This is a genomic window from Kibdelosporangium aridum, from assembly GCF_900176515.1.
GTDB classification, from domain to species: Bacteria; Actinomycetota; Actinomycetes; order Mycobacteriales; family Pseudonocardiaceae; genus Kibdelosporangium; species Kibdelosporangium aridum.
Map to the genome: position 1 here is coordinate 120,046 of NZ_FWXV01000010.1, position 16,331 is coordinate 136,376.

At 67.6% G+C, this 16,331-nt stretch carries 11 protein-coding genes; 5 read left to right on the plus strand and 6 right to left on the minus strand.

Translation table 11 applies throughout. The annotated features are described in order from the left end of the window. The first annotated feature begins 21 nt into the window (after nt 1-21). A complete protein-coding gene (locus B9C43_RS41220; protein WP_235039146.1) occupies nt 22-510 on the plus strand; it encodes an Lrp/AsnC family transcriptional regulator in 489 nt (162 codons plus the stop codon). Nucleotides 511-554: 44 nt separating this feature from the next. Here B9C43_RS41220 and B9C43_RS41225 read toward each other — a convergent pair whose 3' ends face one another. From B9C43_RS41225 to B9C43_RS56065, 4 genes are all read right to left on the minus strand, one after another. Continuing rightward, nucleotides 555-1,373, minus strand: a complete 819-nt coding sequence (locus B9C43_RS41225; protein WP_380144393.1) for a S1 family peptidase — start codon at nt 1,371-1,373, stop codon at nt 555-557. Between the two features lie 116 nt (nt 1,374-1,489). Further along, nucleotides 1,490-2,875: an NAD-dependent succinate-semialdehyde dehydrogenase gene (locus tag B9C43_RS41230; protein ID WP_084432888.1), complete on the minus strand. Its 1,386-nt coding sequence runs from the start codon at nt 2,873-2,875 to the stop codon at nt 1,490-1,492. Continuing rightward, on the minus strand, nt 2,872-4,209 hold the full coding sequence (gabT, locus tag B9C43_RS41235; RefSeq protein ID WP_084432889.1) for a 4-aminobutyrate--2-oxoglutarate transaminase: 1,338 nt from the start codon (nt 4,207-4,209) through the stop codon (nt 2,872-2,874). The genes B9C43_RS41230 and gabT overlap by 4 nt, the downstream gene beginning before the upstream one ends. Nucleotides 4,210-4,261: 52 nt before the next feature. Beyond that, nucleotides 4,262-5,686, minus strand: coding sequence for a PucR family transcriptional regulator (locus tag B9C43_RS56065; RefSeq protein WP_160097058.1), 1,425 nt, complete (start codon nt 5,684-5,686; stop codon nt 4,262-4,264). Between the two features lie 80 nt (nt 5,687-5,766). Here B9C43_RS56065 and B9C43_RS41250 point away from each other — a divergent pair, with 80 nt between their 5' ends. After that, complete coding sequence (locus B9C43_RS41250; RefSeq protein ID WP_084432891.1) at nt 5,767-6,654, plus strand: universal stress protein; 888 nt, start codon at nt 5,767-5,769, stop codon at nt 6,652-6,654. A 368-nt stretch (nt 6,655-7,022) separates the two neighbouring features. Here the strand turns inward: B9C43_RS41250 and B9C43_RS41255 are convergent, their stop codons facing one another. Further along, nucleotides 7,023-7,910, minus strand: coding sequence for an SDR family NAD(P)-dependent oxidoreductase (locus B9C43_RS41255; protein WP_084432892.1), 888 nt, complete (start codon nt 7,908-7,910; stop codon nt 7,023-7,025). A gap of 367 nt (nt 7,911-8,277) precedes the next feature. Continuing rightward, on the minus strand, nt 8,278-11,712 hold the full coding sequence (locus tag B9C43_RS41260; RefSeq protein WP_084432893.1) for a tetratricopeptide repeat protein: 3,435 nt from the start codon (nt 11,710-11,712) through the stop codon (nt 8,278-8,280). 94 nt (nt 11,713-11,806) lie between these two features. Between B9C43_RS41260 and B9C43_RS41265 the strand changes: the two genes are divergently transcribed. The 3 genes from B9C43_RS41265 to B9C43_RS41275 all read left to right on the plus strand — a co-directional run bounded on the left by B9C43_RS41265 (nt 11,807) and on the right by B9C43_RS41275 (nt 16,330). Beyond that, nucleotides 11,807-13,738, plus strand: coding sequence for a phospholipase A2 (locus B9C43_RS41265; protein WP_143446957.1), 1,932 nt, complete (start codon nt 11,807-11,809; stop codon nt 13,736-13,738). Nucleotides 13,739-14,071: 333 nt separating this feature from the next. Then, a complete protein-coding gene (locus B9C43_RS41270) occupies nt 14,072-15,688 on the plus strand; it encodes an LCP family protein (RefSeq protein ID WP_235039147.1) in 1,617 nt (538 codons plus the stop codon). Between the two features lie 99 nt (nt 15,689-15,787). Continuing rightward, nucleotides 15,788-16,330, plus strand: a complete 543-nt coding sequence (locus B9C43_RS41275; protein WP_143446958.1) for a helix-turn-helix transcriptional regulator — start codon at nt 15,788-15,790, stop codon at nt 16,328-16,330. The last annotated feature ends 1 nt before the right edge of the window (nt 16,331 follow it).

Sequence of the window (16,331 nt, forward strand, 5' to 3'; positions counted from 1 at the left end):
CGACGGCGACGGGAGGTCCGGATGTCCCATCAGATGTCCGGCCAGCGGGAGCCCGATGGACGGATGGCGCCGGTCCTGGATGAGGTCGACCGCAAGATTGTCGAACTGTTGCGGGCGGATGGCCGAATCTCAGTGCGTAAGCTGGCCGAACAGGTCAACGTCTCGCGCGCCAACGCCTACGCCCGGATCGAGAAACTCACCTCGTCCGGCGTGATCACCGGCTACCACGCGACGATCGATCCGCACCGGTACGGTTACACGGTTTCGGCGTACCTGGCTGTCAAATTGCGCCAGCGGTCGTGGCGCGAGTTCACTCAGCGCCTGGCCGACATGCCGGAGGTCGAACACGCGGCGATGGTGTCCGGCGGGTACGACGGCCTGCTGCTCGTGCGGACCACCGACAGCGACGCGCTGCGCGACGTCGTGCTGGACAGATTGCAGTCCATGCCCGAGGTCATGGCCACGCACACGATGTTCATCCTGGACGAGCTCAGGCCAAAGCCCTCGTAAGTGGCTCATCGAGCGAGCCACCCACGAGGGCCTGGGGTTTTACGCTATATCCGGGCCGCGGCGGCCGCGATGGCCGAGGCGAAGGTGCTCACCTCGGTGTAGACGCCCGGCGCGTTGCGCCTGGCGCAGCCGTTGCCGTGGCTGACGATGCCGACCTCGATCCACTCGCCCGCGTTGTCCTTGCGGAACATCGGGCCACCAGAGTCGCCCTGGCAGGTGTCGATGCCGCCGTTGGCGAGGTCACCCGCGCAGATCTCGGCGGCCGGGATCAGACTGGCGTAGTAACCGCCGATGCCCTTGCAGGTGGTGTCGGGGACGAATGGCACCTTGGCCTTCAGCAGGTACCGGCTGCCGGTGTTGGCACCCTCACGCGTGTCGCCCCAGCCGGCGATGTCGAACGTGCCGGTGTCGAACTCCTTGGTGGTGGCGATCTTCAGCGGCTTCACGTTGGTGACCGGGCTGGCCAGCTTGATCAGCGCCCAGTCACCGCCGGTGGACGTGCCGTACGTCGGGGACCGGTGCACGTAGGTCGACCGGATCTTCGTCGCGGTCGTGTCCTGCAGGTCCACGACGCCGATCGTGGCCGTGATGCTGGTGTTGTTGCCGGTCCGGCCGACGCAGTGCGCCGCGGTCAAAACGATCTGTGGCGCGTACAGCGCGCCACCGCAGCCCATGGACAGGCGGACCATCCAGGGGAACTCGCCCTTGGCTGCCCTCGTTCCGCCGATGACCTGGACGCCGACCTCGCCGTCCGGCTGCGGCTGAGCCGCCGCGGCCGGCGAGGCGAGGCTGAGCATGGTGGCGGCGCCGACAATGGCAACCGCCGATTTTTTGAGCGCGCTGAACCACGTGTTGGTGCTCAACGGATCAGTCCTTCCGAAGTCCACTCAAAGTGCAGGGAGGTGAACGCGAATCGACTACACCAGAGCGGATTCGGGCCGGTCAACCCGACTTTCTTCGGATGTTGATCCCGGTTGTGTTACCAGGACGTAGCCACGTAGGTGGTTTCCAGGTATTCGCCGATGCCCTCGAAGCCGCCTTCCCGGCCAAGCCCGGACTCTTTGACGCCGCCGAACGGCGCGGCCGGATCGGACACCAGGCCGCGGTTGAGGCCCACCATGCCTGCCTCCAACTGTTCCGACAGCCGGAAACCCCTGCCCAGGTCAGCGGTGTACACGTAGGCGACGAGGCCCATCTCGGTCGCGTTGGCGAAGGTGACCGCGTCCGTGTCGTCCTGGATGGTGAAGATCGGCGCCACCGGCCCGAAAATCTCCTCCCGGGCCAGAACGGAGTCGCGCGGAACGTCGGTTACGACCGTTGGCGGATAGTGGAATCCAGGTTGGCCAGTTCGCTTTCCGCCGAGCAGGACTGTGCCGCCGGATATTTCCACCTTCGCTTCGACGTTTGTCACGGCACGCTCGTTGATCAAGGGAGCGGACGGCATCGCGCGCATAGCAGAAACGAGCTTCGTGGTGAACTCTTCTGCGACAGATTCATGTACGAGAAACCGATTAGCCGCTGTGCATGCCTGGCCGTGGTTACGCATTTTGGCCACCATCGCACCTTCGACGGCCGCGTCGAGATCCGCGTCCTCGAGCACCACGAACGGCGCGTTGCCACCGAGTTCCATGGAGGACTTGACGATGTGGCCCGCCGCCTGGGCCAGCAGAAGCCGTCCCACCTGGGTCGACCCTGTGAAGGACAGCTTACGGATCCGCTCGTCCCTGAGCGCCTCCGCTACAAGGTCCCCTGGCTTGTCGGTGGTCAGGACGTTGAGCACGCCGTTGGGCAGGCCTGCTTCGGCGAGCAAATCGGCCAGCAACAGAGCCGTCAGCGGAGTGTCCTCGGCTGGCTTGAGCACTGCGGTACATCCGGCCGCGAGCGCGGGCCCGACCTTGCGAGTGGCCATGGCCGCCGGGAAGTTCCATGGGGTCAGCAGGAGTGACACGCCGACCGGCCGTTGGAACGTCAAAATCCGGTTCGCACCGCCCGGCGCGGTCCGCAGTTCGCCGCCGATCCGGACGGCTTCCTCGGCGAACCACCGGAAGTACTCGGCGGCGTAGGTCACCTCGGCAGTCGCGTCGGCCAGTGATTTGCCCATCTCGAGCGTGATCAACGCGGCGATCTCCTCGCGGCGCGCGATCATTGCCTCGAAGGCCCGGCGCAGGATCTCGCTTCGCTGACGCGGCGGGGTGGCCGCCCAGGACGGCCACGCGGCGTGAGCTGCGGTTATGGCCGCGTCAAGATTGTCGAGACCGGCGCGAGCGACCGAAGTGATGGTCTCGGCGGACGACGGATCGAGGACCGGGAAACTCCCTTCGGAACCCGGTACCCACTTGCCGTCGATGAACAGTTCGGTCTTCATGACAGGACCTCCTGGAAAGCCGCGTCGAGGATGTCCAGGCCTTCGGTGAGCAGGTCGGCACCGATGACCAGCGGTGGCAGGAACCGCAGGACGTTGCCTAAGGTGCCAGCCGTCAACGTGATCAGCCCGGCTCGGTGGCAAGCCGCGGACACGGCACCGGCCAAAACCGGTGTGGGTTCGGCGAATTCGACGGCCAACATGGCGCCCCGGCCACGGACTTCGCCGACCTGGCCGAATTTCGCAGCCAGGGCCTCCAGCCTCGGCCGCATGGTCGATTCGATCTGCCGCGCAGCGCCGCACAGGTCCTCGGCCTGCATGGTGTCGATCGCTGCGAGGGCCGCGGCGCACGCGATCGGGTTGCCGCCGTACGTCCCGCCGAGTCCGCCGACGTGCACCGAATCCATGATCTCGGCGCGACCGGTGACCGTGGCCAGTGGCAGGCCGCCCGCGATGCCCTTCGCGGTGGTGATCAGGTCGGGCACGATGCCCTCGTGAGTCGAGGCGAACCAGTCGCCGGTCCGGCAGAAACCGGTCTGGATCTCGTCGACGATCAGCAGGATCCCCTCGGCCGCGCACCACTGCGCGACTCGGTGCAGGAATCCCGGTGCAGGCACGATGAATCCGCCTTCGCCCTGGATCGGCTCGACGATGACCGCGGCGATGTTGTCCGACCCGACCTGCACGCGGACTGTGGTCGTAAACGCCTCAAACGCCTCGTCAGCGCAGGTGGCGCTGCCGGACGGCCACCGGTACGGATAAGCCATCGGCACCCGGTGCACGTCACCTGCGAACGGCCCGAACCGGTGCTTGTAGGGCATGTTCTTCGCGGTCAGCGCCATGGTCAGGTTGGTGCGCCCGTGATACGCGTGGTCGAACGCGACGACGGCCGAGCGGCCGGTGTGGTGGCGCGCGATCTTCACCGCGTTCTCCACGGCCTCGGCGCCGGAGTTGAACAGCGCTGTGCGCTTCTCATGGTGGCCGGGTGTGAGCTGGTTCAGCCGCTCGGCCACGGCGACGTAGCCCTCGTACGGCGTGATCATGAAGCAGGTGTGCGTGAAGTCGGCCACCTGAGCGCGGACGGCGTCGACGACTCGCGGCGCGGAGTTGCCTACGTTCGTCACTGCGATGCCGGAACCGAAGTCGATCAGCTGGTTGCCGTCGACGTCCACGACGATGCCGCCGCCAGCCCGCACGACATACGCGGGAAGGGTCGTACCGACGCCGGGCGCAACCGCCGCCACCTTGCGGGCGTGCAGCTCACGCGAGCGCGGGCCGGGGATCTCCGTGCGCAGGACGCGCCGTTGCTCGACGCCTTGCGAGGTACCGGTGGTCATACCGGAAGTACACCCGCTGACCTGCGGATCCGTCAGTTGTACAAATGTAGTATCAGTTGTCCAAATGTAGTGCGACCCAGAGTTCGGCCCTGGTGCCGACCGCGTCGAGGCTGCGGCCGAGAAGTTCCTCGATCTTGTGCAGCCGGTACCGCAGCGTCTGCCGGTGGATCGCCAGCCGTGCGCTCGCCTCGGTCCAGTTCCCGTCGCACGCCAGGAAGGTCCGCAAAGTTCCCATCAGATCCAGGGACGAGTCGTGGCCACGCAAAGGCGCCAGCAACGCGTCCGCGTACGCGCGGATCCCTGGCGTGTCCACATGCGACAACAAGCCGCTGTCGAGAAGGTCTGCGTTGGTGATGATCACCGGACCGTCTTCCGTCAGCGCACCGGACATACTCGCCACCTGCGCGAACCCTTCCGACGTTCGATCCAGCGGCACCGGGTCACTCACGACCGCCCGCCCCTGCCCTTCCAGCACCTCAGCCAGTTGGCGAACCCCGTACCGCTCGAAAACGCACACCAGATAGCCGTCTCGTGGAATGCACAGCGCCTCAGGCATCGCCTGCTCCAGCTGAGCGGCAACATCTCCAGCCACCAGCGCCACCCTGACCGGCGGTTTGGGCAGCGCGACTCCGATCTCGACCGCGTCCTGGCTGCACCCGCGGACCAGAAACCGCGCAGCCGCTGACCGCAGGGTTTGCTCAACCCGCCGGACCGCGGTGGTCTGCTCGGCCTGGAACGCCAAAAGGCTCAGCGCCGTGCCGATGACGCTGTGCCCGTCCGCGCTCAACTTCGGCGTTCCGACCGCCAGATACCCGCCCATGTGCTCGATTGGGTGGACCGACGCCTGGACCTTGTCCGCCGACCACGAGATGGAGAACCGCCCGGCCGGCGTGACCCGGTCCAACTCGGCCCGCACCCGCTTCAGCTCCCGCCGCGCCTTGGCCGGAGCCGCAGCGACGAGGCGAAAGTCCTGGTCAACCACCATGGCCCAGCCGTTGAGCCACCGTGCGAGCCGTCGGACGATCTCGCCGGGAACGTCGGGCGCGGCCAGGCATCGGATCAGCGCGCGTTCGATCTCGGCGGTGGATCGCGCCTCACGGACCGCGGTGCGCGCCATGTCGTCGGCGACGAACTTGGTGATGTCCGAGAACCGGGTTTCCAGCGGCACTTCGACCAGCGGCATCTCCGCCTTCTGGCACGCCTTGACCAGCCCGGCCGGGACGGACGCGTGCGACAGTCCGACGCCGAACCCGATGCCGACCACTCCGGCCTGTTTGAGCCGTGACACGAAGTCGCTAGGTGGCCCCATTTGCAGGCCAGTGGTCAGCAGCAGCGTTTCCGCACGCAGAAACGGACCCGGGTCGGCCAGTTCGCTGACGTGCACCCAACCGATCGGGCGATTCACGACGTCTTCCCCAGCCAGCACACGCAATCCGAATTCGCGCTCACGGACAAGTGCGGCCAGAGTGAGTGTCACCGGGTCACTGTCGCACGCGGCGGCACGGACAACCGGAAAGGAACACCGAACGAGCGACGCACGAGACCAAAGGAGACGCGATGTCCGAATCCGCGCACGACGCCGTCGTCGTCGGCTACGACGGCTCCCCTGCCGCGCGGCGGGCCGCGCATTGGGCGGCCAGGGAGGCCGCGACCCGGCGCAGGCGCCTGGTGATCGTGCACGCGTTCCGCTGGCCGTTGACCGAGCTGACCCAGTTGCGCACCGAGGCCCTGGTGCTGTCGGAGGACCCATTCCGGACCGAGTACCAGAAGTTGGTCGACGACCTCGTCGAGGAATGCCGTCCGCTGGCCGGCGGCAACGAGGTCAAGGGCGAGTTGACCCCTGGTGAGCCGGTCGACGTGCTCAACCGGCTGGGCGCGCACGCGAACTTGCTGGTGCTGGGATCGTCTGGACACGGCGCCGTGCACCAGGTCCTGCTCGGCTCCACCTCGGCGGAACTGGTCCGGTCGGTGGACGCGCCGGTCGTGGTGGTCCGCGAAACCGACCACCCCGCACACCATCGAAGGGTCGTGGTCGGCGCGGACGGATCCTCGACCAGCTCCAGGGCGGTCGATTTCGCCTACGACTACGCGACCCGGCACGACGCTGAGCTCGTCGCCGTGCACGCGTGGAGCGATCTGCCGTTGGACGCGCTCGCTCCGGTCCGCGAGTGGGACGTGAACTGGGACGAGATCACCGAGCAGGCCAAGCTGGCGCTGTCGGAGAACCTGGCCGGGCATTCGGCCAAGTACCCGGACGTCCGGGTGCGCCACATCGTCACGATGAGCAAGCCGGTCGAAGCCCTGCTGGAACAGAGCCAGAACGCGGACCTGGTCGTCGTGGGCAGCCATGGCCGCGGCGCGGTGCGCCGGATGCTGCTCGGCTCGGTCAGTCAGGCGGTCCTGCACTACGCGAAGTGCCCGGTAGCGGTGCTGCGGGCGACATGATCCAGTGTGGACAGTGTCCACTCGGTGACCACAGTTGATTCGAGGCTGGCTTGTCCAGGTGACCAAGAAAGACGGTGCCGGACATCAAGGACCAGCCCGCCCTCGACCGTCCACTCCGAGCGGACACAGTGGACGGCGTCGTTGTCGCGAGCAGCCCAAGCAACCCGCACGTTGTACGGGCGACCGCGGCACGAGACCGGCCTTGGTCACGCCGACCGACCTGCGTGTCGTCAACAGCGCGGGTCGGGGCCCATCCCCGGCGCTTCGCCCTCGGTACGCCGACGAGCATCGTCGCGGTGGCGGCTTTCCCGCCCACACGTCAAACTCGCCGGCGTTCCGTCAGAACGACGTCGTCGCCCGTGCCGTTCTCAGGACGCCGTGGCGGGCACGATCCACTTGCGTAGCCGTGGTGGGAGGCGCTTCTCCAGGCCATACGGCTCCAGATGAGCCTGGAAAACCTCGTTGAAGGCGTGCTCGACGCCGTCGGAGTCCCAGACGTCCCGCTCCAGGATCGGCGCCTTGAAATACGGCTGACCGACGATGTGCAGCTGCGGGCCGTTGCAGCGGACCACCTGGCCGGTGATCCCGTGCGCCCGGTCGGACAGCAGGAACAGCGCGACCGGAGCGATCCGGCTGGCTGTGCGGTCCGGCGGGCATGCCCGCAGGGAACGTTCCGATTTCCACACCATTCTGGTGTGCGCCAACGGGCACAACGCGTTGACGCGGATTCCGGCCTCCTCCATGTCCAGTGCCCATGAGTACGTCAGTGACGCGACCGCACCCTTGGATGCCGCATACGTACCCAGCTTGCGTTGTCCCAGATGCGCTCCGGATGAGACGTTCACGATCGAACCGCCGCCTTGTGCACGCATCTGGCGCGCGGCTGCGACACCCATGTACATCACCCCGAGGACGTTGACTTCGACCAGCTCCCTCATCTGGTCGATTTCCTCGTCCCACGGGAGTGCCTCGTAGTTGAGCCCAGCGTTGTTGATCAGGCCGTGCACCGCGCCGAATTCTCGGACGCACAAGTCGATGATCGCCTGCGCCTGGGCCGGATCGGCCACCGAGTGGCCGCTGGCGACCACCTTGCCGCCCTGCGCGCGGATGTTCTCCGCGGTCCGTTCCGCCAGGTCACCATCGATGTCGTTGACCACGACCGCCGCCCCCGCATGGGCGGCGTGCAGTGCGAACGCCTCCCCAAGGCCGCGCCCAGCCCCGGTGATGACCACTGCTTTTCCGTCCAAGAACCTCATGTGTCCAGTGTCGACACCCGGCCTGGGCCCGAATGGGTGACCGGCGACGAACGGTCTGGACATTGCGCCAAACGCGCCAACGAGTTCAGCCCTACCGTAGAGCCCCGCCTATCACCGAACAACGCGGAAGTGTGAATCGAACTGCCGATTTTCGGCTCAAAGTTGCCGGTCACCGATTGAGATCAACCGCATTTTCGCAGGTCAATACCGATGCAATGTTGCCGTTGAACAGCGTTCGGAAGTATAGGGAATCTTCACTGGAGATCCACTGGCGAAGACTAACGTTCCAGATGCCCGGAAGGCGTATTACGGCATCGGGGGGTATGTCGTAATACGCTCCGGGCTTCTCCAGGAGATCTGGATCTGCTCAGAGATCGTCGGCCGGGGGTACCCCGAGCGCGGTGAAAATCGCTTCCGCGGCACCGCGCTCGACCATCGCGTCGCCGGTCTCGCCAAGGCCGCGCAGGACCAGGCTCTTGGCCTGGCGCGCCCAGGCCTCCACCAGTCGCTGGCCGGTTTTTCGCGCAATGGTCAACGCCTGCTGGGCGTGGTCGTAGGCCCGGGAGAAATCGTTGAAAGCCAGGTGGCCCAGCGCGAGGACCGTCAACGCGCGGGCCTCAAGCAACCGCATGCCCGAGTCACGCATGACGGCGAGAGCGTCCCGTGCCGCCGTGAGCGCCTCGGCGACGTGTCCGGATCGGCGCAGCGCGGCGGACATCCCGATCAGGACCGAGGTCTCGCCGTACCGGAACTCGATGTCCCTCGCCAGCTGCAGCGCATCCCGGTAGTGGCCCAACGCGATGTCCGTGTGGCCACGGCGCATGTGCGCGGTCGCCACGATGTCCAGGCCGCTGACCTCGTGACGTCGCTCGCCCAGCTGCCGCCCTTGTGTGATCCCTGTGCGCGCCAGGACGACCGCACGGCGGTAGCGACCAGCGTCGCAATGGGTCTCGGCGAGGCAGATGATCGTGCTCACCTCGCCATGCCGGTCACCGAGTTGACGGCACGTCGCGAGCGCCCGCAAGTGGCACTGCACGGAGTTGTCCAGCTCGCCCATAGCCCAATGGGCGAGCCCGGCGCCGTTCAACGCGCGCGCCTCCACGTACCGGTTGCCCAGTTCGCGCGCCAACGTGATCGACTGCTTGTGCCAGCTCAGCGCTTGATCCGGGCGGCCGAGCGACAGTTGTGCGACGCCGATGTAGTTCAGTCCGGTCGCCTCGCCGACACGATTACCTGTCTCCCGGTTGATGGTCAGCGCTTGCGAGTAGTAGCTGGCTGCCTGGGCGGGCCTGCCCAACTGGGAGTGCACGCGGCCGAGGTTGTGCAGCGACGCCGCCTCGCCCGCCCGATTGCTGATCCGGCGGTTGAGCGCCAGCGCATCGTTGTGGTGCGTGATCGCCCGCTGGTAGTCGCTGAGGTTGTAGTAGACGAGGCCAAGGATGTCGAGCATCGAGGCCTCAGCTGATTGGTCGCCTTCCTGCCTGGCCGCCTCCAGCGCGACTTGGCAGATCTCCAGGCCGTCGACGCCGTGGCCGCGGCTGATGAAGTACCCGCGCAGCACGTCGGTGATCTGCCAGGCGTACCGGCGTGGCCCGTTCGCCGCGGCCCAGTTCACCGCCGCGATCAAGTTCGGGCGTTCGGCGTCCAGCCAGCTGATCGCTTCGGTCTCGTCGGCCAGCACGACCACGTGCGCGCCGTGCGCCATCTTGGGCACCGGCAGCCGGGAGGTGTCCGGGAACAGCAGGCTTGTCGCTGCGTGCGCGGTATGCAGGTAGAAGTCGAGCAGGCGGACCAGTGCCGCCGAGGCGTCATCCTCGCGTGCCCGTAGGCCCGCGTATTCGGCCAGCAGGTCGTGCAGTCCGTAGCGGTCGCCAGGTTCGGGGTGTACGAGGTTCGCCGAGACGAGGTGGCCGATTCCACGGCGCACCTTGGCCGGGGTTCCGCCGGTCACCGCGATCGCGGCGTCCACCGAGAAGTCCGAGCCGGGGATCAGGCCGAGCAGGCGGAACAGGTTCTGTGAGTCGGGTTCCAGCTGGGCGTAGGACAGGTCGAACGCGGCTTGGACCGCGCCTTGCTCGTCGCCTTCGACGGTCAGCCCAGCGAGCCTTCCCTGCCGCCGGAGGTCCGCGGTGTACGCGGCGATCTCGGTGTGCGGCCCGGAGGTGATGTTGGCCGCCGCGATGCGCAAGGCCAACGGCAGGTACGCGCAGGCCTCCAGCAGGTCCTCGACCGAGGCCGATTCGTCGCGCATCCGGTCCTGGCCGATGCTGCGGGCCAGCAGGGCCTTGGCTTCGTCCGGGTGCAGGCCGTCCAGGGCGAGCCGGTAGGCGCCTTCCCGCGCGGACAACCCGCCGAGGCGGCCACGGCTCGTCACCAGGACCAGGCACCCGGCACTGCCGGGCAGCAGGGGCCGGACCTGGTCCACGCCGCTGGCGTTGTCCAACACGATCAGGACCCGCCGGTTGGCCAGCAACGTCCGGTACAGGCCCATGCCCTCTTCGACGTCGATCGGGACCTGCTCGGCGGGAACGCCAAGCGCGTGCAGGAACCGGGACAACGCGTCCAGTGGCCGAACAGGTGCGCCAGCTGCGTAACCGCGCAGGTCAACGTACAACTGGCCGTCCGGGTACCGGTCGCGGACGCGGTGCGCCCAGTGCACGGCCAGCGCGGTTTTGCCGACGCCCGCGATGCCTTCGATGGTCACGATGACCACGGCGCTGGCCTGGCTGCCCTCGGGGACCAGCGCGTCCAGGGCCTCGATTTGGGCCTCACGACCGGCGAAGCCCGTGACGTCCGCCGGCAGCTGGGCCGGAACGCTGCGGCCCGTCGAAGGGGCCATCGCCGGGGCGGTCGGCGCTTCCCGCTGCAGGATCCGCAGGTGCGCCTCGCGCATCTCTATGCCCGGCCGGACGCCGAGCTCATCGGCCAGCCGGTCGCGCACCTCGCCGAACAGGCGCAGCGCGGCGGCCTGCTGCCCGGATCCAGCCAAGGCCAGCATCAGCCGGGCGTTGAGGCCTTCGTGCAACCCGCCGTGCAACGGGTCCTCACCGGTCAGCCGCTGCAGCTGGACGGCGGCCTGCTCGTGCTGGCCCAAAGCCATGGCCAGGTCCGCGTAGCTCAAAGCCGCGGCAAGGCGGCGCTGCGCGAGAGCCATGGCGGCCGGATGCTGCCGCAGCCGGTCCGGCATGTCCGACAGCACGCCGCCACGCCAGCACTGCAACGCTTCCACGAAGTTCGCCTCGGCGGTGTGCGGATCCTCGGCCGCGAGCGCCCGCGCGCGCCTGGCCAGGTCGTCGAACCGCAGGGCGTCGAGTCCGGTCTCGTCGACTTTCAGCAGGTAGCCGCCGTGTGCCGCGGCGATCGGCTGAGCCGGGTCGAGCGAACGTCTAAGTCTTGCTACATATGTATAAACGAGGTTCATCGAGGATTTGGGCGGGTGCTCGCCCCACAGGACGTCCACGATCTCCTCGCGGGTCACGACCCGGTTGGGCTGCAGTGCCAGCAACGCCAGCAGCGACCGCGGCATCGACGGCCCGATGTCGATCGGCCCCGCGCCCGTACGCACGCTCAACGGGCCGAGCACGCCGATCCGCAGTTCGGTGCGCCCGTCCAGGACCAGCCCGACGACCTCGGCGAGCCTGCGCATGGAGGCGGGACGTGGCTTGGCGACCCGGCCTTGCTCGATGTACCGCACCGCGCGGACGCTCACTTCGGCCCGGTCGGCGAGCTCCTGCTGGGTCAGCCCAGCACGGACCCTGTGCGCGCGGAGCAGCTCACCCAACTCGTTCGGGCCGGAGGACATAGCGTTGATCCTGCCCGAACAATCCGGTTAGCCGTACCAGATCCAGCGGGCCACCCTTACCGCGAGATCGCACGCCGGACGGTACTTTCGGCGTGTGCGCAGGTTGCTGGGGGTGCTGGCGGTCACGATCGCGGCGTTGACATTTGGAATAGTCGCGTCGCGTCCGGCCCCGCCGCCCGAGCAGGTGCCGCCGGGCAGCGATTTCGCGGCCGCCGCGCGCACGATCGAAGCCTTGCTGGATCCCGCGTCCGGGGTCGACCCGATCGCCCTGCTGCCCGCCGATTTCTCCACTGTGGAGAAGGTCGTGCCTGGCCGGCTGCGCGCGCCGGACGGGACCATGCGCGCCGTCCACGTGGACGGCGGATGTTCCACGCCACTGGGTGACGAGAACACCCGCTGGGATTACAGCGTCGGTTGCAAGGCACACGACCTGGGCTACGACCTGCTCCGGTACGCCGAGAAAAAGGGCCACCCGCTGCCCGCGGACCTTCGCCGCAGGCTGGACGACCAGCTGTCGCGGGACATGCACAAGCAGTGCGAGCTCAACCCGAAGAACTCGGCGGGCCTCTGCGAGATGGTCGCCGACCTGTACACGGTCGGCCTGGTGGTCAACTCGTGGCACCAACGCTGGGGTCCGCCGCGGGCCGAACCGATCTCCTCGTGGGCCGTTGGCTTGCTCGTGGTGATCTTCCTGTTCGCCGGCAGGCCGCCGTGGTCAAGGCGCAGTCCAGCCCCTGGCGCACCGGAAGCGCCACCCGTGGACTACATGTCGATGCTGCGGGTGCTGAGCATGGCCGGGATCGTGGTCGGCGAGACCGTCCTCGCGTTCACGCACGCCAGCGGCTTCTGGTTATTGCAGCTCGCGCCGTTGTTGTTCTTCGCGGGCGGGCACGCGAACGTGCTGGCCTGGCGGTCTTCCGAAGGCGACTACGGCGCGTACCTCGCGATCCGGATCCACGCGTTGCTCAGGCCGGTGTTCGCCTTCGTGCTGGCGTGGTTGCTCATCCCGCTGACCCTCGAATTGCTGGACGCGCCCGAGGGCACGATCGCGTCGGTGGGTCCGCTGGTGCTCGAGCCGCTCTGGGTGCTCGGCATTTTCTTGATCACGGTCGCCGCGTGCCCCGCCATGGAGTGGCTTTACGACAGGTTCGGGGTAGTCGTCCCGCTGGCTTTCCTTGTCGGCTCGACCGTGGTGCACGCCATCGGGTCGACCGACGCGTACCTGTTGGTCAGCGGGTTGCTGCTGGCTCTCGGATTCGGCCAGCTGGCGTTTCACTGGGAGGACGGCCCGCTGCGCCAGGTCCCCCGGCCTGCGCTGATCGGTGTGGCCGTCGCCGCCCTTGCCGGCTTCGTGTTCCTGCGCTATCTGCCGTTGCTCGGTATCGCCCAGGTCAGCCTGGCCTGCACGGTCCGGACCTTCGACTGGGTCCCGGCCAGGACCGTCGGCTTCCTGCGGTCGAGACCGATGACGGTCTATCTCGTGTACGTCGGCCTCGTGCTGTTGTACGCCGGACTGACCAGTTCCGTCGGCCTCGACTGGTTCACGCGGCCGCGCACCTGGGTGGCGGTCTCGATGATCACTGCCGCGATCCTCGTCGCATTTTTCTGGTACGAGCGGCGGCCGCACGCGGTGGCCGCTCTGCCAGGCCCGGTCAACGGTGTCCAGGCGCTGGCGTGCGTCCTGGGCGTCGGCTACGCCACCCTGGGGGTGCTCGGGTTCGCGGTCACCGGCGTCACTTGGCACATCGGCGCGCCCGCGCTGCTGGGCATGGCGCTGGACCCGCTGGCGAACCTGATCCACTTGATGCTCGGCGGATACCTGCTGCACGTGGTGCACACCGGCAAATCCGGCCGGACTTGGCCGTGGCTGCTCACCGCGGCCGCCTGCGTCCCGCCGATCCTGTCGACGTGGAGCCCGTTCGGCACCGTCGTGCACGGCGCGACCGTGGCCGTGGCCCTCGCGATTGCGGGGCACGTCACAGTCACCAGGATTCGTACCAAAGCGACAGTCGTGAACGCTGGGTAGCCTCATATGGATGTGGCGCACAAATCGCGCCACCGGGCTGTCGGTGGAATCGCCGCAGGTCAGGCCGGGAAACTGGCTTGGTGAACCGGCTGCGGCACGCCGTACCACGATGTGGTCGACACCATGTCGACGACGGTGTGCCACCCTACCGACAACCGGATGCCCTCCCTGCGCGTCCGATAGGTAGTTGGGACACATGGGGCACAGCTGAGCTGACAGGAGAGGTAGTTGGAGTACGGGCCGCCAAGGTCGAGCGGCCGCGCAGGCGATCAGGGCCGTGGAGGACGTCCGGTACCGCCGCGTGGTCAGCAGGGTGCGTCACCGCGCCGTCGAGTGCCGCCGCCTGATCGTGACTCCCGTACGCCGCTGCGTGAAAGAGACAACCGGGACCACCCGGCACGTGATCGTTTCGCTCCGGCGCGTGAGCGCTCCGGTGAGCGTTCACGGCCACGCCCAGCCGTCGCGCCAGAACGACCGAAGCGGATCGGCGGCAAGGTCCTCATCGCCGTGGTGTCCTTGATCATCCTCAGCGCCACCGGTTACGGCTACGGCAAGTACAACGAGATCGTCGGCGGCTACACCACGGCCAACGTCCTCGACGAAGGCGCCGGTGGACCGAAGCCCGCAGACGGCGCGACGGACATCCTGCTGGTCGGTCTGGACAGCCGCGTCGACGCGCAGGGCAACCCGCTGTCGAAGGAACTGCTGGCCAAGCTGAACGGCGGCAAGGCAGACGGCGTGCTGAACACCGACACGCTGATCTTGATGCGGATCCCGAACGACGGCAAAAAGGCTGTCGGCATCTCGATCCCGCGCGACTCGTACGTGGACATCCCCGGCGGCTACGGCAAGCACAAGATCAACTCGGCGTACGCCCGCGCCAAGGCCGACGCGATGCGCAAGCTGAAAGCCGACGGCGAGACCAACCAGGCCCAACTGGAGGTCAAGTCCAACCAGGCCGGCGCGGCACAGCTGATCAAGACCATCCAGGGCCTGACCGGGGCGCAGATCGACAACTACGCCGAGGTCAACCTGCTCGGCTTCTCCGAGATCACCGACGCGGTCGGCGGCGTGCCGATCTGCCTGGTCAAGTCGGTCAACGACAGCTTCTCCGGCGCCCGGTTCGCGGCAGGCGAGCAGGAAGTGTCCGGCGTGCAGGCGCTGCAGTTCGTCCGCCAGCGGCACGGCCTGCCCAACGGTGACCTGGACCGGATCGTGCGCCAGCAGGTCTTCATGAAGAGCATGGCCACGAAGGTGCTCAGCGCGGGCACCCTGACCGACCAGAGCAAGCTGGACAAGCTGCTCGTGGCGATCAAGAAGTCGGTCGTGCTGGACCAGAAGTGGAACATCGTCCAGTTCGCCAAGCAGATGCAGGGCATGACCGGCGGGGCGCTGGACTTCAAGACCATCCCGACCGGCCGTCCCGACCTCAAGACGCCGGAGGACGGCGACGCGATCGAGATCAAGCCGGCCGAGGTCAAGGCGTTCGTGCAGGGCCTGCTCGGCGAGCCGGCGCCGCCACCAGGCTCCCCGTCGTCGGGCGGCGGGCAGCCGACCGACGCGGGCAACAAGGCGATCACTGTCGACGTCCGCAACGGCAACGGCAAGACCGGCCTGGCCGCTCAGGTCTCCGAGACACTCGCCGGCCAAGGCTTCACCGCCGGTGACACGTCCAGCGTGACGGCCAGGACCAAGACCGTGGTCCGGTACGCACGCGGGGAGAAAGCCAACGCCGACAAGGTCGCGGAGGCGCTCGGCGGGGGCTACACCGTGGAGCAGGACGCGAACGTCGCCAAGGGCCACGTGGTCGTCTTCCTCGGCAAGGACTACCAGGCGACCAACGGCTTCGCCGCGCAGCCGATGCTGCAGCTCGACCCGGGCACGGCCCGCGCCCAGCAGCAGCAACCGCCGCCGCGGATCGGCTCGAACGGCGCCCCCTGCGTGAACTAGCCGGGTGGACTAGCTGAATGAGATTCACTCTTTGGGAGTAACACGGAAAGAAAAATCTACTTTCGCGTAAGAGTGGGCCTACCGGCGAGTTCCTCCAGTGTGTTGTTCGACGTGGCTGTGTACCAACGGGTGCTCGGGGACGAGATCCGCAGACTGCGCAAGAAGCGCGGTCTGACTCGCAAGCAGCTCAACCGCCGCTTGCAGAGCGACATCTCGCTGCAGACGTTGGCCACCTACGAACTGGGCACTCGGCAGTGCTCGATGGTCCGGTTCGTGGAGATCTGCCTGGCGCTGGACGAGCTGCCCCACGAGTTGATCGCACGCGTGCACGAGCGGGTGTTCACCGACTCGCCACGCGGCCGGGTCCGGATCGACCTGCGTCAGGTCGTCCGCGACGACCATCCCGAACTGCTGCCGCTGCGCCGCTGGGCCCGCGACAGACTCGACCACCATCCAGCCGGTCACACCGCGGGCGCCGCCGAGGTCCAGCTCGACTTCGCCGCGATCGAGCGGATGGCCGAACTGTGCGGCCTGGACACGGTCGACCTGATCAGCCTGCTGCGGCGGATCGGTGGCACGCCCAGTGAGCCACCCGTCTACCACCAGGTGAACGGTGACTTCGAGAGCGAGAACGACGACTGAC

Excerpts from the sequence above, each read along its gene's own strand:
- B9C43_RS41220 (WP_235039146.1), top strand. The coding sequence starts at position 22 with ATGTCCCATCAGATGTCCGGCCAGCGGGAGCCCGATGGACGGATGGCG.
- B9C43_RS41230 (WP_084432888.1), bottom strand. The coding sequence starts at position 2,875 with ATGAAGACCGAACTGTTCATCGACGGCAAGTGGGTACCGGGTTCCGAA.
- gabT (WP_084432889.1), bottom strand. The coding sequence starts at position 4,209 with ATGACCACCGGTACCTCGCAAGGCGTCGAGCAACGGCGCGTCCTGCGC.
- B9C43_RS41250 (WP_084432891.1), top strand. The coding sequence starts at position 5,767 with ATGTCCGAATCCGCGCACGACGCCGTCGTCGTCGGCTACGACGGCTCC.
- B9C43_RS41255 (WP_084432892.1), bottom strand. The coding sequence starts at position 7,910 with ATGAGGTTCTTGGACGGAAAAGCAGTGGTCATCACCGGGGCTGGGCGC.
- B9C43_RS41260 (WP_084432893.1), bottom strand. The coding sequence starts at position 11,712 with ATGTCCTCCGGCCCGAACGAGTTGGGTGAGCTGCTCCGCGCGCACAGG.